The following is a 22,132-nucleotide window of genomic DNA, read 5'->3' on the forward strand; positions in this document are numbered from 1 at the left end:
GGCAGGTCCTGGACAGCGTCCGGGTGCCGGGCGACCACGCCGCGCGGTCCGGCGACTCCTCGCGGCCCGCCTGATCCTCCCGGGCCGTCCGGCCGTCCGGCCGACGGCGAAGGAGTCCCTGAGGACGCCGAAGGGGCCGCCCGCACCACGGATGGCGGGCGGCCCCTTCGGGTGTGACCGGGGGACCTGAGGTCAGGAGGCCTTGGCCTTCTCCTCGGTCTTGCTCGCGGCGGCGACCGGAGCCGGCTTGGCGGCCTCGTAGAACTCCTCGCGGGGGTTCTCCATGGCGCCCAGGGAGACGACCTCGCGCTTGAGGAACATGCCGAGGGTCCAGTCGGCGAAGATGCGGATCTTGCGGTTCCAGGTCGGCATCGCCAGACCGTGGTAGCCACGGTGCATGTACCAGGCGAGACGGCCCTTGAGCTTGATCTTCATCTTGCCCATGACGATCATCGCCACGCCCTTGTGCAGGCCGAGACCGGCGACCGCACCCTTGTTGGCGTGCTCGTACTCCTTCTGCGGGAAGCCCCGCATGCCGGAGATCACGTTGTCGCCGAGGGCACGGGCCTGGCGCAGCGCGTGCTGGGCGTTCGGCGGGCACCAGGCGTTCTCGTTGCCCGCCTTGCGGCCGACGAGGTCCGGGACCTGCGCGTTGTCACCGGCGGCCCAGATGTAGTCCGTGCCCTTGACCTGGAGGGTCGGCTCGCAGTCCACGTGGCCGCGGGGGCCGAGGGGCAGACCGAAGCGGGCGAGGGCCGGGTTCGGCTTGACGCCGGCCGTCCAGACGATCGTGTTGGAGTCGACCTCGAGGCCGTTCTTCAGCACGACGTGGCCGTCGACGCAGGAGTCCATGGAGGTGGAGAGGTAGATCTCCACGCCCCGGCTCTCCAGGTGCTCCTTGCCGTACTGGCCGAGCTTCGGGCCGACCTCGGGAAGGATCTTGTCCGCGGCGTCGACGAGGACGAAGCGCATGTCCTCGCGGGAGACGTTCTTGTAGTACTTGGCCGCGTCCCGGGCCATGTCCTCGACCTCGCCGATGGTCTCCGCACCCGCGAAGCCACCGCCGATGAAGACGAAGGTGAGCGCCTTGCGGCGAATGTCCTCGTCGTTCGTGGAGTCGGCCTTGTCCAGCTGCTCCAGGACGTGGTTGCGCAGGCCGATGGACTCCTCGATGCCCTTCATGCCGATGCCCTGCTCGGCGAGGCCGGGGATCGGGAAGGTGCGGGAGACCGCGCCCATCGCGATGACGAGGTAGTCGAAGGGCAGCTCGTACGCCTCGCCCACGAGCGGGGCGATCGTGGCGACCTTGCGGTCCTGGTCGATGGTGGTGACCCGACCGGTGAGGACCTCCGCCTTCGGCAGCACGCGTCGCAGCGGGACGACGACGTGGCGAGGGGAGATGCTGCCGGCGGCGGCTTCGGGGAGGAAGGGCTGGTAGGTCATGTACGACCGGGGGTCGACGACCGTGACGGTCGCCTCGCCGTAGCGCATCTTCTTGAGAATGCGCCGAGCTGCGTACAGGCCTACGTACCCACCGCCTACTACGAGGATCCTGGGACGCTCCGTGGTGCTCATGCCATCGAGTATCCACCCGCCTCGACAGGGGTGCTCGTGCGCCCCTTCACAAGCTTCGGCAGGTGCTGTGCTAAACTCCGCGGCCCGCGTGACGCAGGTCATGTCACCCGGGGGGAACCGCTGGGCGGTCTGACCCGTTGTCAAGGCCGCGTGAGCTGCCTCTCTTCGTCCGGCGGGTCGTCGTGAGCACTTCGCAACGCCCCCGGAGCACCCCCCTCACGGGCCCTCGCGCACCTACCTACTGAACATGTTCAAACACCCCGGGAACCCCCGGAAGGGCCGATCGGCCCCCTTCCACGGCCCTGCGGGACGGAATCTCTTGTGAAGAACTTCACGAACTTTCCCGACCGGCCGTCACCGAGGGGCCCCGAAAGGGCCCCTCAGCCCCGCTCAGACGTTATCCGACCTGCTCAGCCGACGGCTACCGGTCAGTAACCGAAGAGAGCTACGCCACCGACCACGCGATGCCGTCGAGGATGTCGTGCTCGCTGACGACGACCTCCTCGGCGCCGATCCGTTCCATGATCGACAGCAGCACGAGGGCCCCGGCTCCGATGACGTCGACCCGGCCGGGGTGCATCGACGGGATCGCGGCGCGCTCGGCGTGCGTGGAACGCAGCAGCCGTCCGGTGATCTCGCGTACGCGGTCGTGGGAGATGCGGGAGTGGTGGATGCGCGCGGAGTCGTACTCCGGCAGGTCCTGGGCGATCGCGGACACGGTGGTGACCGAGCCCGCGAGGCCCACCAGGGTGTGCGCCTCGCGCAGCGGAACCGTCCGCTCGGCGAGGTCGAGAGCGGCCTCGATGTCGGCCCGCATGGCGGCGATCCGCTCCTCGGTGGGCGGGTCGCTCACCTTGCCGTCGCGCACCAGGTGACGTTCCGTCATCCGCACGCAGCCGACGTCCACGGAGCGCGCGGCCGCGACGTGGTCCCCGCCGACGACGAACTCGGTGGAGCCGCCGCCGATGTCCACGACGAGGAAGGGCCTGGTGAGGTCGTCACGCCCCGTCAGTTCCCTGGTGGCGCCGGTGAAGGAGAACTCGGCCTCCTGGTCCCCGGTGATGACCTCCGGCTCCACACCGAGGATGTCCACGACACCGCGGACGAACTCGTCCCGGTTCTCCGCGTCGCGGGAGGCCGAGGTGGCGACGAAGCGGAGCTTCTCGGCGCCGTGCTCCTTGATGATCTCCGCGTACTCGCGGCAGACGGCGAAGGTCCGCTCCAGCGCCTCGGGGGCGAGCCGGCCGGTGCGGTCGACTCCCTGGCCGAGCCGGACGATCGTCATGCGCCGGTCCAGGTCGACGAGTTCGCCGGTGGCCGGGTCCGCGTCGGCGACCAGCAGACGGATGGAGTTCGTACCGCAGTCGATGGCGGCGACCCGGGTCACTTGCCGTCCTCCTCGACGGGCCTGGCGGCGAAGAAGCCGTCCTCAGTGGCGTCCACCTGCCACTCCTCACCGCACGGGGGCCCGGACGGCGTCACGCACGGCCCCTTGCTCCACCACTCCGGCAGCATGGCGATCGCCTCGTCGCCGAGCGGGTTCACGCCCGGCCCCGCGGCCAGCGAGTGCGCCACGAGTACGTGCAGGCACTTCACCCGGTCCGGCATGCCGCCCGCGCTGGGGAAGCCGGCCAGGACCTCGATCTCGTCGCGGCGCCGGATGTAGTCCTCGTGCGCGGCCCGGTAGGCGGCGGCCAGCTCGGGGTCGGTGCCCAGCCGCTCGGTCATCTCCTTCATGACGCCGTTCGCCTCCAGCGTGCCGATCGCCGAGGCGGCGCGCGGGCACGTCAGGTAGTACGTCGTCGGGAAGGGCGTGCCGTCGGGCAGGCGCGGCGCCGTCTCCACGACGTCCGGCTGGCCGCAGGGGCAGCGGTGCGCGATGGCCCGCAGGCCCCGCGGCGGGCGGCCGAGCTGCTGCTTGAAGGCCTCGACGTCCGCGTCGGTGGGCTCGGTGTGCGGAGTGGGCGGCGGAGGCGTTTCCATGACTGCTTTCAGGGTGGCTTTCTGTCGGTGACCGGCCGGGGCCGGCTACTGGTCGGAGGCGTCGGACTTGTCGACGCCGTCCCAGACGTTCGCGTACCAGGGCCGGTGCGCGGCCCGGAGATCGGTGCGGGACTGCTTGGCGGATCCCGGGTCCACCACCACGTACCCGGTCTCGCCGGGCTTCACGTAGTGCAGCCGGTGCCGGATCTGCTGCTCGGCGTAGGCGTCGTCCTGCCAGCGCGCCTTGAGGTCCCGCAGCTGCTCGACGCGCCGGCGGGCCTGTTCCTGGCGGTGCTGCAGGTCGGCGATCTCCGCGCGCTGGGAGACGTACTGCCGCATCGGGTAGGCGAGGGCGACGATCATCGAGCACAGCACCAGCGCGAGCAGGGCCGCGCGGCCGGTGAGCCGCGAGCGGCGCGCCTGGCGCTTGGTCTGGGAGCGGTAGACGCGGGCCGCCGTCTGCTCGCCGAGCAGCCGCAGCCTGGTCGCGGTGGAGAAACGGTCCCGGTCCTTCACGGCCATCTGGTCCTCCGCCTCCCCTTTCACGTGCGTACGTCCCCGGACACGGTACGGGACCGGGGACGGGGACGTACGTACGACTGGCTAAGACTTAGCCCGGTGGAGGTCAGCCCTTGGAGACCTCGTGGTGGCCGCGGAAGCGCGGGAAGGCGCTGCGGCCGGCGTACACCGCGGCGTCGTCGAGGATCTCCTCGATGCGCAGCAGCTGGTTGTACTTGGCGACGCGCTCGGAGCGGGCCGGGGCGCCGGTCTTGATCTGGCCGCAGTTGGTGGCGACGGCGAGGTCGGCGATGGTGACGTCCTCGGTCTCGCCGGAGCGGTGGGACATCATGCACTTGAAGCCGTTGCGCTGGGCCAGCTCGACGGCGTCCAGGGTCTCGGTGAGCGAGCCGATCTGGTTCACCTTGACCAGCAGGGCGTTGGCCGCGCCGTCCTCGATGCCGCGGGCGAGGCGCTCGGGGTTGGTGACGAACAGGTCGTCGCCGACCAGCTGGACCTTGTCGCCGAGACGGTCGGTGATGACCTTCCAGCCGGACCAGTCGTCCTCGAACAGCGGGTCCTCGATGGAGACGAGGGGGTAGGCCGCGACGAGCTCCTCGTAGTACTCCGTCATCTCGGCGGCGGAGCGCTCCTTGCCCTCGAAGAGGTACTTGCCGTCCTTGTAGAACTCGGAGGCGGCCACGTCGAGCGCGAGGGCGATCTGCTCGCCGGCGACGTAACCGGCTTCCTTGATCGCTTCGAGGATGAGGTCCAGGGCGGCGCGGTTGGAGTCCAGGTTCGGGGCGAAGCCGCCCTCGTCGCCGAGGCCGGTGGACAGGCCCTTGCTCTTCAGGACCTTCTTCAGCGTGTGGTAGACCTCGGTGCCCCAGCGCAGCGCCTCGGAGAAGGACTCCGCGCCGATCGGGGCGATCATGAACTCCTGGATGTCCACGTTGGAGTCGGCGTGCGAGCCGCCGTTCAGGATGTTCATCATCGGCACCGGCAGCAGGTGCGCGTTCGGGCCGCCCAGGTAGCGGAAGAGGGGGAGGTCCGAGGCCTCGGAGGCGGCGTGCGCGACGGCCAGGGAGACGCCGAGGATGGCGTTGGCGCCGAGCGAGCCCTTGTTGTCGGTGGCGTCCAGGTCGAACATGGCCTGGTCGATCAGGCGCTGCTCGGTGGCGTCGTAGCCGACCAGCTCCGGGCCGATCTGCTCGATGACGGCGAGGACGGCCTTCTCGACACCCTTGCCCTGGTAGCGGTTCGGGTCACCGTCGCGCAGCTCGATGGCCTCGAAGGCACCCGTGGAGGCGCCGGACGGGACGGCGGCACGACCCGTGCTGCCGTCGTCGAGGCCGACCTCGACCTCGACCGTGGGGTTGCCTCGGGAGTCCAGGATTTCCCGGGCTACGACGACGTCGATGGACGGCACGAGCATCTCCTTCTTGGATGTGACGCTGGAAGTGCGGGGCTGGGTGCCTCACGGCTCCGGGCCTTGCGCCTAGAGCCTATCCGTCCACGGGCCGTCGGCCACCGACCGACCGCCCCGTGGACAGGGCGGGACACGCAGACGGTACCCATTGTTCACCGTCGGAACAAAGGGGGGAGCGATGAAGAACAGGGAAAGGGCCGGAAGCGGACCGGGAGACGAAAAACCCCGCCCCGGCGCGTACGGGGGAAAGACGCGCCGGGGCGGGGAGCCCGTGGGGACGGGGGTGACCCTCACGGGGTCTTCGGGGTGGGCACCTCCAGGGTGCGCACCGGGGATGTGAGGGCGCTGTGGTCCGGCCGGGAGCCGGGTGTCACTTCAGGTGCAGCTGCTGACCGGGGAAGATCATGTCGGCGTCCTCGACGATGTCCTTGTTCAGCTCGAAGAGCTTCTTCCAGCCGCCCTGGACGTGGTGCTTCGTGGCGATGGTGCTGAGGGTGTCGCCCTTGACGACCTTGTACTCGCCGTCGCCCTTCTTGACCTTCTTGCCGGTCGGGGTGGTGACGGTCTTGCTCGCGGCCGGACGCTCGGCGGACCGGGAGGCGGCCTGCGTGTCGGTGGAGCGGGTGGTGGTGGTCGTCTTCGACGAGGAGCCGGTCGTCGAGGTGGAGCCGGTCGAGCCGTTGTAGGGGGTGCTCGACAGACCCGTGCCGCAGACCGGCCAGGCGCCCTTGCCCTGGGCGGCGAGGACCTTCTCGGCGACGGCTATCTGCTGCGCCTTGCCGGCCTGGTTGGCCTGCGGGGCGTAGGCGGTGCCGCCGTACGCGGCCCAGGTGGAGGCGGAGAACTGCAGACCGCCGTAGTAGCCGTTTCCGGTGTTGATGGACCAGTTGCCGCCGGACTCGCACTGGGCGACCGCGTCCCACTGGGAGGCGGTGGCGGCGGAGGCGTTGCCGGCCGCCATCAGCGGAGCGGCGACGGCGGCACCGGTGACACCGGCGAGCGCGACGGCGCGGACGGCCTTGGACGGACGACGGTGCTTGCCCTTGCTGGAGAACAGCATGGATCGATCCCCTCACCGACGCCTGCGAGGTGAGCTGTCGGGTTCGGGCCGGTTGAGTTGCCCGGCCGCACTCCCGCTTGCGCGGAGTGCGGCTTCACCCCAAGCCGGTGCCGGCTCAACTGCCGGCAACGGCACTTACCTTGGGTCCCCCGCTCCTGCCTACGGCGCATGACGCGACGACTGTTCCCGGGCAACCGCTGGCAGGATTCGGCGTTGCGACTGCCGGGGCTCGTGGTGACGAGCGGCCTTGACCGTAGACACGCGATCCGCGGAATTTCAAAGACGATCAGGGCTTCTGAGACTCATCCCACACTTTCACCAAACCGGACATTAGCGCCGCAAGTGGGGCGCCAACTCCCGCTATCCGGCGTCCGTTTCGGTACCGATTTCCAGGGTCTGACCGGCAGTGATGCGGTTCGGGTCGGACCCGATCTCCTTCTTGTTGTCGGCATAGAGGGCGCGCCACCCGCCCTCGACCGCAAGGGACTCGGCGATGGAGGCGAGCGAGTCGCCCTGACGCACGGTGTAGTCGTCCTCCCCACGGGAGGCGTGACGGCCGGTCGAGGTGGAGTCCTGACCGTTTGTCACGTTTTCGTCCGCGCTCTCGCCGCGGTGACGTCCGCCACTGCTGAGCGCGCCGGTGTCGACCAGGCTCCAGGATCCGGCGTTCTGCTGGGAATTGTCCGAGTTGCCGGCATCCGGAACGGCCGTGGGCGAGCCGCCGCCCTCCTGCGAGCTTCCGGCGTCACCGGTGTCAGGGGAGGTGGACTTGTCCGACTTGGGGGCGTTGGTACCGGTCGAGTCGCCCTCGGTGCCGTGCCCCTTGCCGCCCTTGTCCGGGTGGGAGGTGGACTTCCCGTGCGCGTCACCGGAGGAGTCCGAGTCGGCCTTGGAGCCGGAGGAGCCGGTGGAGTCGGAGGCGGAGGAGTCGTCGGACTTCGACGAATCCGGCAGACCGGACGACGGGGAGGTGTCACCCGATCCGGACGAGTCGCCCGAATCCTGCGCGTTCCCGGACTCGTCGACGCCCGTGTCCACGTCCAGGGAGCCGGAGTTCTGGGTCAGCCCGGAGAGCAGGGCGCAGGTGGCCCACGGGGTGGTGCCCCGGTCGGCCAGGATCTTCTCGGCGACGGAGATCTGCTGCGAGCGGCTGGCCTCGTCGGCGCTGTAGGCGTACTGCCCGCCGCCGTACTTGTCCCAGTCCTCCTGCGATATCTGGAGTCCGCCGTAGTAGCCGTTGCCGGTGTCGGCGCTCCATGAACCGCCGCTCTCGCACTCGGCCACCTTGTCCCACGTGGTGCCGTCGGCCGCGTTGGCGCTCGCCGCGCCGAGCAGCGGGATGGCGATGGCGGAGCCGGTCACTCCGGCCGCGACGAGGAGAGCTGGAGCCTGACGGGGGCGACGATGGCGGCCGTTCCCGGAGAGCATGCGGAAGCCTTTCGTGCGACAGCAGGACCGACGCGGCGGATGGTGCTCGTCGCCACGCTGAGGGAGGAACGTATCGGCAGACGATCACTTGTCACAAGTTCATGCCGCGCAGATCACGTGAAGATCACAGAGTTGAACGCCTGTCGTGTTGACGGTTCTACGAACTCCGGGCCGGTCCCTCGCCGGTTCCCCCGGTGGCCGGGGTGGCCGGAGCGAACTCCACGGGCAGGGTGCGCAGGCCGCGCATGATGAGTCCGCCGCGCCAGCGCAGTTCGGCCGGGTCGGCGGCGAGCCGGAGGTCGGGCAGGCGGGTGAGGAGAGTGGCGAGCGCGGTCTGGCCCTCCAGGCGGGCGAGCGGCGCGCCGAGGCAGTAATGGATGCCGTGGCCGTAGCCGAGGTGCTGGTTGTCGCGGCGGGCGAGGTCCAGCACGTCCGGGTCGGCGAACCGCGCGGGGTCCCGGTCGGCCGCCGCCAGCACGACCAGCACCGGGTCGCCCGGCGCGATGTCCTGCCCGCCGACGGTGAGCGGCTCGGTGGCGAACCGCCAGGTGGCCAGCTCCACCGGCCCGTCGAAGCGCAGCAGTTCCTCCACCCCGGTCTCCAGGAGGTCCCGCTCCCCCCTCGCCAGGGACTCCTGCAGCCGCCGGCGCTGTTCGGGGTGGGTGAGCAGGGCGTAGGTGCCGTTGCCGATGAGGTTGACCGTGGTCTCGAAGCCGGCGAACAGGAGGATGAAGGCCATGGCGGCGGCCTCGTTCTCGGTGAGGTGCTCCCCGTGGTCGGAGGCGCGGATGAGGCCCGAGATGAGGTCCTCGCCGGGGTCCGGCTCGGCGGGCAGGGCCGCCCGCTTCTTGTGGATCAGCTCGGCCAGGTAGCCGCGCATCTTCTTCACCGACCGCGCGACCCCGCCCCGCGGTCCGCCGCCGTGCCGGATCATCATCCCGGCCCAGTCCCGGAAGTCGTCCTGGTCCTCGCGCGGGACGCCGAGGAGGTCGCAGATGGCGTAGATGGGCAGCGGGAAGGCGAACTCGTGGATGAGGTCGGCGGAGCCACGCTCGGCGAACCGGTCGATGAGATGGTCGGTGAGCTCCTGCACGCGGTGCGCGAACTCGGCGACCCGGCGCGGGGTGAACGCCTTGCTGACGAGCCGGCGCAGCCGGGTGTGGTCGGGCGGGTCGATGTTCAGCAGGTGCGTCATCAGCTCGGCCTTGCGCTCACCGGGGATGCCGGTCTTCCCCTTGGCGTGCGCGGGCTCGTCGTGATGCGCCGGGTTCTTGCTCAGCCGCTGGTCGGCCAGGGCCTGCTTGGCGTCGGCGTAGCGGGTGACCAGCCAGGCCTCGACACCGCTGGGCAAGCGGGTGCGGTGCACCGGCGCGTGCTCGCGCAGCCAGGCGTAGGCGGGATACGGGTCGGTGGCGAACTCCCAGGTGAAGAGCTCGGGCGCGGAAGCGGGGGCGGTCGAGGGGCGGGGCTGGTCGGTCACCCCTCGACGGTATCCGGACGGGCCCGCCGTCCCGCCCGCGGTGTCGTGCCCCGCGCCGCCGGGTTCCGTACCCTCGGGCCGCCCCGGCCCCGCTACTCCTCCTGCGGCGCCGGGCCGTCCGCCCCGCCCGTGCCCTCCGCCGCGCGTATCGCGTCCCGGTAGACCCGTGCCGCCGCGCGCAGCGCCGCTTCCGGGTCGACGCCGGACGCCTCGGCGCGGACCGCCAGCGCGAGCAGCTCGTAGCCGACGCCCTCCCCCTGCGGCAGCGGGACGTCCAGGTCCGCCGTGCGGGCGCGGGAGGCGAGCTTGGCGGCGAGGGCGAGGCCGGGCTGGCCGAGGGGGACGCCCTCGGTGACCGAGGTGCGCTGTTTCTCCTCGGCCTTGGTGCGCAGCCAGTGCTCCTTGACGTCCTCCGGCGTCTCGGCCTTCTCCTCGCCGAAGACGTGCGGGTGACGGTGGATGAGTTTGGTGACGATGCCGGCGGCCACGTCGTCGACGGAGAAGGGCGCCTCCGGGTCCTCCTCGGCGATGCGGGAGTGGAAGACCACCTGGAGCAGCACGTCGCCCAGTTCCTCGCGCAGCTCCTCGCGGTCGCCGGCCTCGATCGCCTCGACCAGTTCGTACGCCTCCTCGATGCCGTACTTGGCCAGGCCCAGGTGGGTCTGCCGGGAGGACCAGGGGCACTCGACACGGATGCGGTCCATGACCTGCACCAGGTCCAGGAGGCGGGCGCCGGGCAGGTCGTAGGAGGCGGGGAGCAGCTCCAGCTCCGGCATGGAGACGCGCCCGGAACCGGCCAGCCGGGCCAGACCGTCGGTGAGCGCGGGCTCGCCCTCGCCGGTGGCCACGACGACCACCGTCCGCCCGCCGGCGCAGGCGTCGACCAGCTCCTCGGCGGTGGGCGACGCCTCCCGCACCGCCGTCCCGGCCTCCCGCAGATACGGCAGCTGCGGGTGCGCGCCGTCCGCGCACAGCACGAGGTCGGCGCTGCGCAGGGCCTGCCAGGCGGGCCAGGACAGCAGGCCGGGGGCGACGCGGTGGCTCGTGGTGAGCAGGACGATGCGGCCGTGGGCGGGCTCGTGGCCCGTGGGGCCGGGGGCGGAGGGTTCGGGGCGGGATGCGTTCACGATCCGAACGTAACCCACCGCGGCCCGGGACGGATTCCGTTGTCCACAGGGCCGAGGGGATCATGCGATCGTACGACCGAAGGCCTGTCGTCGTACCGTGCCGTCGTACCGCGCCACCGTGCCGTTCCGGCGGGGCGAGGGGCGCGTCAGGCGGTCAGCGGCTGGCCGCCCGCCGTGGAGACCTCCCGCACCCACGGCGTCTTGGCGTCCACGCGGCTGCTCTTCTGCACGTCCCAGGAGCCGTAGCGCGGGTTGAGGTCCACGTGCAGTTCCTCGGACGCCTTGGACAGGGCCTTCCAGAAGGCCGGCTGGGTGGTGTCGGTGCCGAGCCGGGAGGCGAGCTTCTGCGCCTCCAGCTGGAGACGCAGGTTGTCGTCGAGGCGCGCGGGGGCGATGCCGTACTTCTGCAGCCACGCCGACTCCAGCCCCTTGGCGCCGCCCGCCTGCTGCTCCAGGCCGGCGCGCATCCGCTGGATCTCCTTGCGGGTGACCGAGATGCCCTCGTCCTGCGCGGCGCGGTGCAGCACCCGGTCGAGCACCATGTTGTGCAGGGTGTCCCGGGTGAGGCTGCTGGTGGAGGCGACCACCTGCTCGTACTGGGCGTCGTCCGGAACCGCGGCGCGCTGCGCGCTGCGCACCTCGTTGACCCGGTTCTCCAGCTGGGAGACGGTGATCCGCTGCCCTCCGACGACGGCCGCCGCCCCCGGGTGCGCGCCGTTGCCGCACGCGGTGAGCAGGGGGGCCGCGGCGGCGATCGCGGCGGTGAGGACGAGCGCGGTGCGACGGCGGCGGTGCAAGGAGACCTCCTGAGGAGATTGTGCGACGGTGCACAAAGTCTTGCGGTGATCGATGGTAGGCAGTGGGCGGGCTGTGGCCAACCCATTCGACCAACGATTCGCGCGCGCTTCGGGCACCGCCGCGCCCCGCGGAAGACGTCCCGGTCAGCCGGTGATGGCCACCGGGGCGTCCCAGGCGTCACGGTCGACGGTGAGCGTGACCCCGCCGTGCGACTCCTTGCTGTTGACCATGTACTGGTGGCCGCGGCTGTGACCGGTGAACTGGGCGGCGCCCCACGGCCAGTCGGTGGTCGTCGTGTTCTTCTTGTCCCACAGCGCGTACCAGAGGTTGCCCGGCAGGTCCGTCCTGTCCTTGGCGGTGGCGATCGCCTTGGCGCTGGAACTGCTGAAGCCGTAGTAGCCGAACCGGTACGTCTTGGCGCGCAGGCCCTTGCCGAAGGCGCGCACGTACGTCAGCACGGCGTCGTTGCACGACGTGTTCGTGGTGTCGTACGCCTCCATGTCGAGGTAGATCGCGCTGCCCGCCTTCATGCCGAGCGCGGAGGCCTTGGCCACGGCGTCGACGGCGTCCTTCGCGCCCAGGGAGGCCGCTGTGGAGGCGGTCAGCTTCTCCGGGTTGGCGCCGGACTGGCACGGCGGCTGGGCGCCGACGTAGAGGGGGATGAGCTTCCAGCCCTGTCCGCTGACCGACTTCACCCAGGAGGCGGTGAGGTTGGGCTGGTTGCAGCCGCGGTTCCTGCCGCCCACGTAGACGGCGGCGGCGCCGTAGAAGCCGGTGTGCCACGCCTTCATCGCCGACACCGAGGGCGCGGTGCAGGTGTCGAACGCGCGGCCCGTGAAGGTCTTCTGCGCGGGCCAGGCCGTGGCGGCCATGGAGGTCTGCGCCGCGATGCCCGCCCCGGCGACGACGGCCGCACCGGCCACCGCCCACGTGAGGAACCTGCGCTTCTTCGACTGCCGATGGCCGGCCATGCGTCCCACCCCTGTCCTTGCACGGCGCCTCACGCGCGCGTGCGCTTGTCCGAAACGAAGCGCAAAGTATCGAGCGCGGCACCGGACTTCGGAAAACCCAAGCCCTTGTAGGGCACAAGAATCACCCAGGGAACGGCAAAATCTAGCCGCGCACCTGTCCCAGCCATTGCAGGGTGCGCCGGATCTCCACGGCCATCGGGTGGCCGGGTCCGTGCAGCCGCTCCACGTCCATCAGCAGCCGCGCGAGCGTGTCGTGCGCGGCCGGCCGGTCGCCCAGGGCGAGCAGCAGATGGCCGATGCGCCGGCGCACCTCGTGCGCGAGCTGCGGGTCGCCGGAGACGTACTGGTTCTCGTAGTACGGCAGCAGCGCGCGGTACTCGGCGAGCGCCGCGGCCGGTTCCCCCAGCTGTTCCAGGCACTGCGCGGCCTCGTAGCGGAAGCGCAGGGACTGGGGGTCGGCCTGGCCGGCCTCGGCGGCGCGTTCGTCGGCCAGCCGGCGCAGTTCGGGCAGGGCGCGCCGGTACTGCCCGTCGTCCATGAGCGTGGCCGCGTACTGCTTGCGCAGCGTGCGCACGACCGGGGAGTGCTCACCGTGCTGTTCGGCGGCGGCGGGCAGGATCGTGCCGAGGATGTCGACGGCCTGGGTGATGCGCCCCTCCCCCAGCAGACGCTTGACCTCGTCCACGGCCGCGGCCACATCCGGCTTCTCGGCGACCGGCGGCGCCGGCACGACGGGGGCGGGCTGCGGCGCGGGGGTCCGCGCCCGGTCCGGCCAAGGGGCGTGCGGGCGCAGGAAGGGGCGCGTCGGGTCCAGCGGCGCCCCGGTGGGTATCCCGCGGGCGGGCAGGAGCAGCGCCAGGTCCTCGTAGACCTCCTGCGCGGACGCCGGCCGGTGCTGCGGATCCTTCGCGAGCAGCCGCAGGACCAGGGTCTCCAGCGTCTCCGGGACCTCGGGGCGGATCCGGCGCACCGGCAGCGGGGGCTCGTACAGGTGCCGGTGCAGCACGCCGAGCGCCGTCGAGCCCGCGAACGGCACGTCCCCGCTGAGCAGTTCGTGCAGCAGCACACCGAGCGCGTACAGGTCGGTGTACGGGCCGACCGCACCACCCATCGCCTGCTCGGGCGCCATGTAGGCGGGCGAGCCGATCGGCGAGCCGGTGTGGGTGAGGCGGGTGGTGTCGGTGTCCATGACCGAGGCCACGCCCAGGTCGAGGACGGTGACCGTGCCGTCCTGCTTCACCATCACATTGCGCGGCTTGAGATCGCGGTGGACGATCGGCACGGCGTGCACGGCGCTCAGCACCGCGCACAGTTGCGCGGCCACCGCGACCGCCCACTGCCACGGGTACGGGTCGTGCTCGGCCAGATGGTCGGACAGGTCGGCGCCGTCCACGTACTGCATGACGAGGAACAACTCCTCGCCCTCACTGCCCGCGTCGTGCACCGTGACCAGGCCGGGGTGGTCGACCTGCGCGGTCACCCGGCACTCGCGCGCGAACCGTCGGCGCAGTTCGTCGGCCTCCTGCCCGGCCACCTTGTCGGGGCGCAGCAGCTTCACCGCCACACGCCGGTCGAGCCGTTTGTCGTAGGCCGTCCAGACCTGGCCCATGCCACCCTGGCCGATGAGGGTGGAGAGTTCGTACCGGCCGGCGACGACACGTCCCGCCGCCACGGTCACCTGCCGTCCTCGTGGTTGCCGTCCTGCCGGCGCAGGTAGTCGCTGAGCTCGTCGAGTTCGGCGCGGACCTGGTCGATGCGGGCGGGCGCGGGGCGCTGCGGCGGCTGCTGCGGAGTCTGGTGCGGCGGTACGGGGTTCTGCGGCACCGGCGTCTGGTGGAGAGGCGTCTGGTGCGTGGGGGTGTGCTGCGTGGGGGGGCGGTGTGCCGGCGGCTGGGGCACGAAGGGCTGCGGCGCGGGCTGGGTGACCGCGTACGGGGACGGCGCCTGCGGGTAGCCGTACGAGGCGCCCGGCACGGTCGCCGCTCCGGGGGGCGCGTAACCGGCGTACGGCCCGCCCTGGTTGCCCGCACGTATGTCCATGATCAGGAAGTAGGCGCTGGAGACGGCGCCGAGCAGCAGGACCACGGCGAGGGCGGCGTCGCCCCGGTGGTCGGACTCCTTCACCGAGCCGACCACGGCGAAGCACACGATGGCCAGCGGCAGGCTCGCCCAGGCCGCCGTCCAGTTGAACCACCGGCCGCGCAGGAAGGCCACCCGGAACAGCGGCACGCACGCGAGCAGGCCGCACGAGAGGAAACCGGCGGCGGCGAAGAGCACGCGCAGGGTGATGACGGTACTCGCGCTGCGGGTGGGCGGCGGCGCGCCGTGGCCGTACATGACTGCTCCTGGACCGGTGATGCCGATGGGACGGACGAGCGAGCGACGGTTGATGTCGGAGTTCGAGCGTATAGGCCGACGCGTGAGAGCGGTCACGGGTTGCACCGAACCGTTGTCGTACCGATCACTTCGCGGGACCACGACGGGATCGCGCGCGTGCGGGCGGCCGCGGGCGGAGGGGAGTCCTCCGGACGGCGACCGCCCCCGGGCCGGTGGGGGCCGGTGGGGGCGGGCGAGGGCGGGCGAGGGCCGGTCGGGGGCTGGAGCCCCCGGTGGCGATACCGGCGGGGATCCCGGTGGGGCCGCCGGTGTCAGTCCGGTGCCACCGTCCCGTCCGTCAGCCCGTCGTACATGCCGCGCACGAGCTGTTCCCCGAGCCGGCTCGCGTGGCGCAGCGCCCGCTCGAACTCGTCGAGCGCGCGGAACCGCGCGCCGTAGCGCCGCTGTTCGTCCAGCGGCAGCCGGGGCAGTTGCAGTCGGCGCACGTCCAGCCGGGTGGCGGTGGAGGCGTAGCTGCTGGCCTGCCGGTTGTTGGCGGTGCCGCGCAGGAAGCCGGCGAGGAACCAGGGGTCGAGCGCCGTGCCGTCGGGACGCAGGAGCACGAGGTTGCGCCCGAGGGCCGCGCCCGCCGTGGCGTCGTCGATCACACGCGCCACCGAACCGCCGCCGAGCACGGGTACGACGACGTCGCCCGGCTCGGTCAGTACGGCCTCCTCCTCGCTCTCCGGAAGCGTGCCCGAGGGTGCCGAGCCGGCGAGGACGTCATGGTCGGTGAGGACGGGCACGCGCGCGTGGCCGCCGTTCCCGCCGGTGCGCATCACCAGGGCGCCCCCGCGCGCGAGTTCGCCGACGGTGGTGAGGGGCCAGCGCGCGGCCGGTGCCGGGTCGGCGGGGGGCGGGGTGAGGTCGGCGGTCAGCCGCAGGGTCGCGCCGAGACGCTCACGCACCGCGGTCAGCTGTTCCGCGCCGTCGGCTACGGCCGGCGGCGGCAGATGCCGGGCGGGGGCCAGGTCCACGTCGTCGTCGAGGAGTTCGATGACGGGCACGGAACGGGCGAGCCCCGGCCGCTCGTCCAGCCGGCCCGCGCGCGCGAAGGCACGCCAGGCGTCCAGGACCGCGTCCCTCACCGCCGCCCAGTCCGGGCCGCCCCGGCCCTCGGCGGCGAACCTCCCGCTGTCGACGAGCAGCACCTCGGGCGTCGCCGGCGTCCGGTCGGGCCGGCGCAGCACCCACACGTGCAGCGGGATGTTGTACGGCGGTGCCGCGCCGACCGGCAGCGCGACCACGGCCCGGAGCGTGCCCCGGCGCAGCAGGTCGGCGCGGATGCGGCGCCCGGAACGCCGGGAGGCGGCGGCCGGCGGCATGAGCAGGACGGCGGTGCCGCCGTCGGTCAGCCGGGCGAGCGCGTGCTGCACCCAGGCCAGCTCGGACTCGGTGCGTGCGGGGAAGCCGTACTCCCAGCGGGGGTCGTAGGCGAGTTCGTCGTGGCCCCAGTTGCGCTCGTTGAACGGCGGATGGCACAGGACCGCGTCGGCGCGCAGGCCCGGCCGGGCGTCGGCACGCAGGGAGTCGCCGACGGCCGCGCGTACGTCGGCCCGCGAGTGCAGCGCCAGCCGCAGTGCGGTGAGCGCGGCGAGGTCGGGGGCGCCGTCCTGCGCGTACAGCTCCTGCCCGGGGCGGGGGTCGACCGCGCGCAGCAGGGCGCCGGTGCCGCAGGCGGGGTCCAGGACGCTGCGGGCCGGTCCGGCGAGGTCGGCCATGAGCCCGGCGAGGTCGGCCGGGGTGAGCGTGTACTGGCGGGGGTTGGCGTCCAGGTGCCGGCCCAGCAGGAACTCGAACGCCTGCCGCGCCCCCAGATCGGCGGCCAGCTCGGCGGCACCGCGCAGGAGGGGGACGGAGGGGAGGAGCTGGGGGCCGGTGGGGGTGCGCAGGGCGTTCACGGCGGGTGTGGCCGTGGGGGCGTTCACAGGCTGTGGCGCTGCGGGGGCGTTCACGGCGGGCGCGGATGCGCGGGCGTTCACGGCGGGCGCGGCTGCCGGAGCGCTCCCGGGCTGCGTGGGAGCGGGGGTGTTCACGGTTGGCGTGGGCGTCTGCGTGTTCGCCGCTCGGCCTGCCGGTGAGGAGTTCACGTCCGCGCTCGGGGGGGCCGCGTTCACAGCGGGCGCGGTGGACGGCGTGTTCACAGTCGGCACCGAGTGTGGTGCGTTCACAGCACGTGTGTCCGGCGCGCTGTTCACAACCTGTGGGGCGTCGACGGCGTTCACGGCCGAGGAGGTGCTCGCGGGACGGCCGCCGTGAACCGCGCGGCCTGCTGCGTCACCGAAACGCGGCGTCAGCACCTGGTCCAGCGCGCCGGGCAGGATCGCGGCCAGCCGTTCGTCGGAGCCGGCGACGGCGTCGAGCCAGACGGTGGGCCGCTCATGGATCAGCAGCAGTACGCAGCCGGCGTGCACCAGGGCCGTCAACGGGCCTTCGGGATGACCGACGAGCTGCTGCCAGACGCGTTCCCGCAGCGGGACCTCGGCGAGCTTGCCCTGCTTGCGCAGCCATGCCTCGACCTCGGCCAGTGCGAAGGAGGGGCTGGTCTCCGTACCTCCGACGGGCTTGGGGAAGTCGGCGTGCCGACGGCGCCAGTTGCTGACGGCGGCACGGCCCACTCCGGCGAGCCGCGCGATCCCGGCCGCGGTCACCTCTGTCGCGTTGTCCTGCACCGGCCCCGCTCCCCTCGTCCCTGTGTGCGCCGAGCATACCGGCGTACTTGTGATCCCTGCATTCACGGCCGTGTACACACTGGATTGTGTGAATCGTGTTGACTCGGTTCACAGGCTCTGCTCTTATTGACCCAGCGAACGAGCGGTCACCGGAGGGGGCGGCCGCCGCTTTGGGGAGGTATTCGCCATGGGCATGAAGGCCAAGGTCGCGCTGGGCGCCGTCGTGGGGATCGTCGTCATCGGTGCCGTGTCCGCGAACGCCGGCAGCGACGGCAAGGACGGCGGTTCCGGCGGCAGCGGCTCGGGCTCTTCGGCCTCCGCCGGGCAGCACACCGACGGCAAGAAGGTCTCGGGGGGCGCGAAGGAGGCCGAGAAGAAGAAGGCCGCCTTCGACGGCGACGGGGAGTACCAGGTCGGTTCCGACGTGAAGCCGGGCACGTACCGCACGACCGGCAACACCGACGACATGTGCTACTGGGAGCGCGCCAAGGACGCCAAGGGCGAGATGGACTCGCTACTGGCCAACGACAACGTCAGCGGCACGAGTTACGTGACCATCAAGGCCACCGACAAGCTGTTCAAGTCCAGCGGCTGCGCGGACTGGGAGGCCGTCGACCCGAAGGCGAAGGGCAAGCCCGCCTCCTCGATGGACGGCGACGGGGGCATGTTCAGGGTCGGCACGGACATCACGCCGGGCACCTACCGGTCCACCGGCAATGCCGACGACTCCTGCTACTGGGAGCGCACGAAGGACGCCGAGCACGGGCTGAACTCGATCATCGCGAACAACAACGTGACCGGCAGCGCCGTCGTGACCATCAGCGCGACGGACGCCTACTTCAAGTCGGCCGGCTGCGGCGACTGGAAGAAGGCCTGACCGCGCAGGCCACCGTCGGGACACGGTGAGGCGCCCGGCCCCCGCGCCGGGCGCCCCGGCCCGCCCCGCCGCCTCGCGCATCCCGCCTCGCGCATCCCGCCTCGCGCATGCCGCCAGCCCGGTCCCACCGCACCGGCCGCGGCGCTCGCTCCACCGACCGAGGCACCACCCGCCGCACCGCCGTCCGCACCACCCGCTGCCCGGCCCACCGCACCGCCCGATCCACCGCAGGCTCCACCACACGCTCCATCACCCGGGCCTCCGCTCACCGCACCACTCACACCGCCACGCCGGGGGGCTCGCACTCCCCGGCCACCGGGTCGCTCGCCACCGCACGCACGGTGGCGGCACCGCTCAACCGCTCATCACTTCTCTCCACAAGGAATTGCCATGCGCCGTACCGCACTTGCCGCCCTCTGTCTCGCCGCCGCGGCCACCGCGGGACTCACCGGCTGTCTGCCGGGGCAGGACTCGGCGGACAGCAAGCCGAAGGGCCCGTTCGCCGGGCTGAGCGGCGGCCAGATCGCCGATCGGGCCGTCAAGGCCACCAAGGCAGCCCCCTCGCTGCGAATGAAGGGCGAGGTCACCGACGACGAGAGCAAGGGCACCATCAAGATCGACCTGGCGCTCGACAAGAAGGGCGAGTGCGCCGGCACGATGAGCATGGGCGGCCAGGGCAAGGCCGATCTGATCAAGACGGGCGACACCGTCTACATGAAGTACGACGAGGCGTTCCTGCGCGCCCAGAGCAAGGGCGAGTCCAAGGCCGGCACGGACGCCGCGGTGGCGATGCTGGCGGGCAAGTGGTCCAAGATGTCCCTGAAGGGGCAGGACGCCAAGGACATGGCGAGCCTGTGCGACCTGGACTCGGTGCTCGGCGGGATGAACGACACCGGCAACGGCACCACCGCCCGCGGGAAGACCACCGAGTCCGACGGGACGCCGGTGATCACGCTGCACGAGAAGGACGGCAAGGACCGGTACACCGCGTACGTGGCGACCGAGGGCAAGCCGTACCTGGTGCGTATCGACAAGACCTCCGGCTCCGACGGGCCGCAGCACCTGTCCTTCACCGACTACGGCAAGCCGGTCCCGGCGCGGAAGCCCGCCGGTGACGTCATCGACCTGGACGCGCTGGGCGGCTGACGCCCGGCCCCGCCCGGCGCAGGGTCACAACGGGTGGCCCTGCGCCGGGCTCGACGCAGGCGGCATGCCCGCACGCACTACGGCTCGCAGCGGACCGGACCGGCGCGCCGGGCGTTCTCAGTGCGCCCGGAAGCGCTTCGGTGCCTCGGTCGGGTTGCCGCCCGAGGGGAGCTTCTGGTTCGGGCAGGTGTCGAGGACCTTCTTCATGGCGGTCTTCTCGGCGGCGGTGACCCACAGGCCGTACTTCTTCTTGACCGCCACCTGGGCGGCGACGTAGGTGCAGCGGTAGGTCTTGTTCGGCGGGAGCCAGGTGGCCGTGTCGCCGTCTCCCTTGCCGCGGTTGGTGCTCGCGTCGACGGCGATGAGGTTGAGGGGGTCGTTGGCGATGGCTATGCGCTTGCTGGGGGCCCAGTACTTGGCCCCCTTCTGCCAGGCGTCCGAGAGGGCGACGACGTGGTCGATGTCGACCTGGCTGCGGCCGCGCCGGTAGGTGATCTCCTTGCCGGAGTACGGGTCCGGGTCGAGCTGGCCGTAGGTGACCTTGCAGGTGCCGCCGGTGTACCTCACCTCCTTCAGGTCGCGCTTGAGGATGTCGTCGCGGGTGTCGCAGGAGTTGGAGTCGGTGTCCGCCCAGGCGGTGCCGAACCGCTCGCGGTCGTAACCGGTCTTCGGCGCACGCCCCTTGACGGCGAGTGAGTCGGCGGCCTTCAGGGCCGCTCCTTTGCCGCCCGTCTCCTCGGGGCCGGACGCCCCACCGGTCTGCTCGACCTTGCAGCCGGTCACGGCGACCAGCACGGCCACGGCTGTGACCGCCCCGCCCCTCAGACGCGTCACGGTGCGCCCTCCTTGCTCGCCCTGTCCGCCCCTCGGCCGGCGGCGGATCGTTCCGTCCCACGGTAACCGCCCTTCCGTTGCCGCAGGATGGGGCGCAATGGGGTGATTGGCGGGCAAGGCGGGCCCGAGTGGGGTTACTTGACGTCACGACAGGGGGGCACGGCTGCCGGCTGCGTGCGCCCGCTCACACCTTGCCTATGCCGAGGGTGGATTCCGAGGGGAGCAGGCCGGTGGACAGGACGGCGACCCAGTAGTCGCCGAGGAGTTCGGTGAGGCGGTCGACGCCGGTCCTGCCGAGGGTCTGCCAGGGGGCGGCGGCAAGACGGTCGGTGTCCTCCTCCACGCGTCGGCGCAGGGCGAGGCCCTCCTCCGTGGCCGTACCGTCCGAGGTGAGGAGGCCGCGGCCGGCCAGGCGCGTACCGGCGGCCGACCACTGCTCGGGACGCCAGCCGCGGCTCTCGAACCGCTCGGCGGAGGCGGCGCCGATCGCGGCGAAGGAGACCAGGGACTCGACGGGGTCGAGGTCCGCGAGGAGCAGGGCGGCGAGATGGCCGTCGCCCCGGTGTTCGCGCAGGATCGTGGCGGCGTGCCACAACTGCAGGTGCGGGGCCTCGGGCCAGGGCAGTGCGGCGTTGGCCGCGGCGAGCGGGCGGCCCGCCGTACCGGCCGCCTCGGCCGCGCGCCGGGCGAGGGCGGCGGCCTCGGCCAGTTCGGGGCGGTCGATCCGGTCGCCCAGGATCGCGCGGTAGGCCCGGTCGATGCCGCGCAGGCGCGCGTCCAGCACCTGCTCCGGACTGGCGACGTCCCAGGCGGGTTCGATGTGCTCGGCGACCATGTGCGGCGCGAAGCTGTAGAAGGCGGAGGTCACCCGCTCCGGTCCGGCCGCGCCCAACGGGGCCGCACGCAGGGGGAAGTAGCTCGGCCAGCGGTCGGTCGGGTCGTAGCCCAGTGCGGCCGACTCCTCGAAGACCTCGGGCGCGTAGTACAGCAGCGCGTGCAGCGGCTCCAGCAGGTGCCACAACTGGCGGGCCCGCGCCACCGGCACCGCCTCCGCGCTCACAGCCGCGCTCTCGGCCGCACCCGCGGCCGTCGCCCCCGTAGCCGTCCCCTTGCCGGTCCGCTCGGACATGACGCGTCTCCTCCCCCGTGCGCGGCCCGTTCGACCGCACCTGAACTTGACACTGACTAGATTGCCGGGCCGGGTCGAACTTGTCAATGCCTAGATTCGGCGTACGCTGCTTGCCATGAGTCCCGCGAAGTCCCCGGCCGCGTCGCAGCGGTCGTACCACCACGGTGATCTGCGCCGAGCCGTACTCACGGCCGCGCTGGAGGTCATCGCGGCCGACGGCCCCTCGGCCCTGAGCCTGCGCGATCTGGCGCGCCGGGCTGGGGTGTCGCACGCGGCGCCCGCGCACCACTTCAAGGACCGCGCCGGGCTCCTCACCGCGATCGCCGCCGAGGGCTACGGCCTTCTGGCACAGGCGCTCGCGGACGCCCGCGACCTTCGGGAGGCGGGCGTGCGCTACGTGCGCTTCGCCCGCGAGCACCCGGCGCACTTCGAGGTGATGTTCACTCCTGGGCTGCTGCGCGGGGACGACCTGGAGCTCTCCACCGCCCGGGCGCTGGCCGCGGACGCCCTGCGCACGGCGGTCTCCTCGGTCGATCCCGGCGACCGCGGCCAGGACGCCGGCCTGGCCGGGGTGGCCGCCTGGTCCCTGGCCCATGGCTTCGCCACGCTGCTGCTCGGCCGCAATCTGGACACGGCCGTCGGCGACCGGGACCCCGAAGAGGTGTTCCACACGCTGGCGGGCATGCTGTTCCACTCGGCCGGCCCGGACCGGCCTCAGGACTGACCGGCCGGCGCCCGGGCCTTGACGC

19 protein-coding genes and 1 riboswitch are annotated in these 22,132 nt (G+C 72.1%); of the genes, 3 read left to right on the forward strand and 16 right to left on the reverse strand.

Features of this window, described 5'->3' with window-relative positions:
- Positions 1-192 precede the first annotated feature (192 nt).
- From ACF08B_RS04490 to ACF08B_RS04555, 14 genes are all read right to left on the reverse strand, one after another.
- On the reverse strand, positions 193-1,575 hold the full coding sequence (locus tag ACF08B_RS04490) for an NAD(P)/FAD-dependent oxidoreductase (protein ID WP_392316040.1): 1,383 nt from the start codon (positions 1,573-1,575) through the stop codon (positions 193-195).
- A gap of 445 nt (positions 1,576-2,020) precedes the next feature.
- Positions 2,021-2,962, reverse strand: coding sequence for an exopolyphosphatase (locus ACF08B_RS04495; RefSeq protein WP_392316041.1), 942 nt, complete (start codon positions 2,960-2,962; stop codon positions 2,021-2,023).
- Positions 2,959-3,558 (reverse strand): DUF501 domain-containing protein, encoded by a 600-nt coding sequence (locus tag ACF08B_RS04500; RefSeq protein WP_093697255.1) that lies wholly within the window; start codon positions 3,556-3,558, stop codon positions 2,959-2,961. The genes ACF08B_RS04495 and ACF08B_RS04500 overlap by 4 nt, the downstream gene beginning before the upstream one ends.
- Before the next feature lie 45 nt (positions 3,559-3,603).
- A complete protein-coding gene (locus tag ACF08B_RS04505; RefSeq protein ID WP_392316042.1) occupies positions 3,604-4,080 on the reverse strand; it encodes a septum formation initiator family protein in 477 nt (158 codons plus the stop codon).
- A gap of 103 nt (positions 4,081-4,183) precedes the next feature.
- The gene (eno, locus tag ACF08B_RS04510) at positions 4,184-5,491 is read right to left on the reverse strand and encodes a phosphopyruvate hydratase (protein WP_392316043.1); all 1,308 of its coding nucleotides are present in this window, start codon (positions 5,489-5,491) and stop codon (positions 4,184-4,186) included.
- Between the two features lie 364 nt (positions 5,492-5,855).
- Complete coding sequence (locus ACF08B_RS04515) at positions 5,856-6,545, reverse strand: transglycosylase family protein (RefSeq protein WP_392316044.1); 690 nt, start codon at positions 6,543-6,545, stop codon at positions 5,856-5,858.
- A 4-nt stretch (positions 6,546-6,549) separates the two neighbouring features.
- Positions 6,550-6,722: riboswitch (cyclic di-AMP (ydaO/yuaA leader) on the reverse strand.
- Between the two features lie 183 nt (positions 6,723-6,905).
- Positions 6,906-7,973, reverse strand: coding sequence for a transglycosylase family protein (locus ACF08B_RS04520; protein ID WP_392316045.1), 1,068 nt, complete (start codon positions 7,971-7,973; stop codon positions 6,906-6,908).
- A gap of 157 nt (positions 7,974-8,130) precedes the next feature.
- The gene (locus tag ACF08B_RS04525; RefSeq protein WP_392316046.1) at positions 8,131-9,453 is read right to left on the reverse strand and encodes a cytochrome P450; all 1,323 of its coding nucleotides are present in this window, start codon (positions 9,451-9,453) and stop codon (positions 8,131-8,133) included.
- 92 nt (positions 9,454-9,545) lie between these two features.
- On the reverse strand, positions 9,546-10,580 hold the full coding sequence (locus tag ACF08B_RS04530; RefSeq protein ID WP_392316047.1) for a nucleoside triphosphate pyrophosphohydrolase: 1,035 nt from the start codon (positions 10,578-10,580) through the stop codon (positions 9,546-9,548).
- A gap of 146 nt (positions 10,581-10,726) precedes the next feature.
- Entirely contained in the window at positions 10,727-11,377 is a 651-nt protein-coding gene (locus ACF08B_RS04535; RefSeq protein WP_392316048.1) for a SurA N-terminal domain-containing protein, read from the reverse strand.
- A 144-nt stretch (positions 11,378-11,521) separates the two neighbouring features.
- A complete protein-coding gene (locus ACF08B_RS04540; protein WP_392316049.1) occupies positions 11,522-12,349 on the reverse strand; it encodes a glycoside hydrolase domain-containing protein in 828 nt (275 codons plus the stop codon).
- Between the two features lie 142 nt (positions 12,350-12,491).
- On the reverse strand, positions 12,492-14,027 hold the full coding sequence (locus tag ACF08B_RS04545) for a protein kinase (protein WP_392316050.1): 1,536 nt from the start codon (positions 14,025-14,027) through the stop codon (positions 12,492-12,494).
- Positions 14,024-14,686 carry a hypothetical protein gene (locus tag ACF08B_RS04550; protein WP_392316051.1) on the reverse strand — a complete coding sequence of 221 codons (663 nt, stop codon included), beginning with the start codon at positions 14,684-14,686 and terminating at the stop codon, positions 14,024-14,026. Before ACF08B_RS04550 ends, ACF08B_RS04545 begins: the two co-directional genes overlap by 4 nt.
- 311 nt (positions 14,687-14,997) lie before the next feature.
- Positions 14,998-17,397: an N-6 DNA methylase gene (locus ACF08B_RS04555; RefSeq protein WP_392316052.1), complete on the reverse strand. Its 2,400-nt coding sequence runs from the start codon at positions 17,395-17,397 to the stop codon at positions 14,998-15,000.
- Positions 17,398-17,584: 187 nt separating this feature from the next.
- On the opposite strand from ACF08B_RS04555, the gene ACF08B_RS04560 reads away from it, so the two are divergent.
- Together ACF08B_RS04560 and ACF08B_RS04565 are read left to right on the forward strand one after the other, a co-directional pair.
- Positions 17,585-18,274: a hypothetical protein gene (locus ACF08B_RS04560; RefSeq protein ID WP_392316053.1), complete on the forward strand. Its 690-nt coding sequence runs from the start codon at positions 17,585-17,587 to the stop codon at positions 18,272-18,274.
- Between the two features lie 390 nt (positions 18,275-18,664).
- Entirely contained in the window at positions 18,665-19,420 is a 756-nt protein-coding gene (locus tag ACF08B_RS04565; protein ID WP_392316054.1) for a hypothetical protein, read from the forward strand.
- Positions 19,421-19,537: 117 nt separating this feature from the next.
- Here the strand turns inward: ACF08B_RS04565 and ACF08B_RS04570 are convergent, their stop codons facing one another.
- Positions 19,538-20,254, reverse strand: coding sequence for an HNH endonuclease family protein (locus ACF08B_RS04570; RefSeq protein WP_392316055.1), 717 nt, complete (start codon positions 20,252-20,254; stop codon positions 19,538-19,540).
- A 184-nt stretch (positions 20,255-20,438) separates the two neighbouring features.
- On the reverse strand, positions 20,439-21,383 hold the full coding sequence (locus ACF08B_RS04575; protein WP_392316056.1) for a hypothetical protein: 945 nt from the start codon (positions 21,381-21,383) through the stop codon (positions 20,439-20,441).
- A 115-nt stretch (positions 21,384-21,498) separates the two neighbouring features.
- Here ACF08B_RS04575 and ACF08B_RS04580 point away from each other — a divergent pair, with 115 nt between their 5' ends.
- Positions 21,499-22,107, forward strand: coding sequence for a TetR/AcrR family transcriptional regulator (locus ACF08B_RS04580; protein ID WP_392316057.1), 609 nt, complete (start codon positions 21,499-21,501; stop codon positions 22,105-22,107).
- Positions 22,108-22,132: the final 25 nt, after the last annotated feature.

The organism is Streptomyces sp. NPDC015139, from assembly GCF_043079785.1.
Classification (GTDB): domain Bacteria; phylum Actinomycetota; class Actinomycetes; order Streptomycetales; family Streptomycetaceae; genus Streptomyces; species Streptomyces albidocamelliae.

Bases quoted from the DNA above. Each gene is read 5' to 3' on its own strand.
- ACF08B_RS04575 (WP_392316056.1), bottom strand. From the start codon at position 21,383: ATGTCCGAGCGGACCGGCAAGGGGACGGCTACGGGGGCGACGGCCGCG.
- ACF08B_RS04565 (WP_392316054.1), top strand. From the start codon at position 18,665: ATGCGCCGTACCGCACTTGCCGCCCTCTGTCTCGCCGCCGCGGCCACC.
- ACF08B_RS04520 (WP_392316045.1), bottom strand. From the start codon at position 7,973: ATGCTCTCCGGGAACGGCCGCCATCGTCGCCCCCGTCAGGCTCCAGCT.
- ACF08B_RS04490 (WP_392316040.1), bottom strand. From the start codon at position 1,575: ATGAGCACCACGGAGCGTCCCAGGATCCTCGTAGTAGGCGGTGGGTAC.
- ACF08B_RS04540 (WP_392316049.1), bottom strand. From the start codon at position 12,349: ATGGCCGGCCATCGGCAGTCGAAGAAGCGCAGGTTCCTCACGTGGGCG.
- ACF08B_RS04515 (WP_392316044.1), bottom strand. From the start codon at position 6,545: ATGCTGTTCTCCAGCAAGGGCAAGCACCGTCGTCCGTCCAAGGCCGTC.
- ACF08B_RS04550 (WP_392316051.1), bottom strand. From the start codon at position 14,686: ATGTACGGCCACGGCGCGCCGCCGCCCACCCGCAGCGCGAGTACCGTC.
- ACF08B_RS04500 (WP_093697255.1), bottom strand. From the start codon at position 3,558: ATGGAAACGCCTCCGCCGCCCACTCCGCACACCGAGCCCACCGACGCG.
- eno (WP_392316043.1), bottom strand. From the start codon at position 5,491: ATGCTCGTGCCGTCCATCGACGTCGTCGTAGCCCGGGAAATCCTGGAC.
- ACF08B_RS04560 (WP_392316053.1), top strand. From the start codon at position 17,585: ATGGGCATGAAGGCCAAGGTCGCGCTGGGCGCCGTCGTGGGGATCGTC.
- ACF08B_RS04580 (WP_392316057.1), top strand. From the start codon at position 21,499: ATGAGTCCCGCGAAGTCCCCGGCCGCGTCGCAGCGGTCGTACCACCAC.
- ACF08B_RS04505 (WP_392316042.1), bottom strand. From the start codon at position 4,080: ATGGCCGTGAAGGACCGGGACCGTTTCTCCACCGCGACCAGGCTGCGG.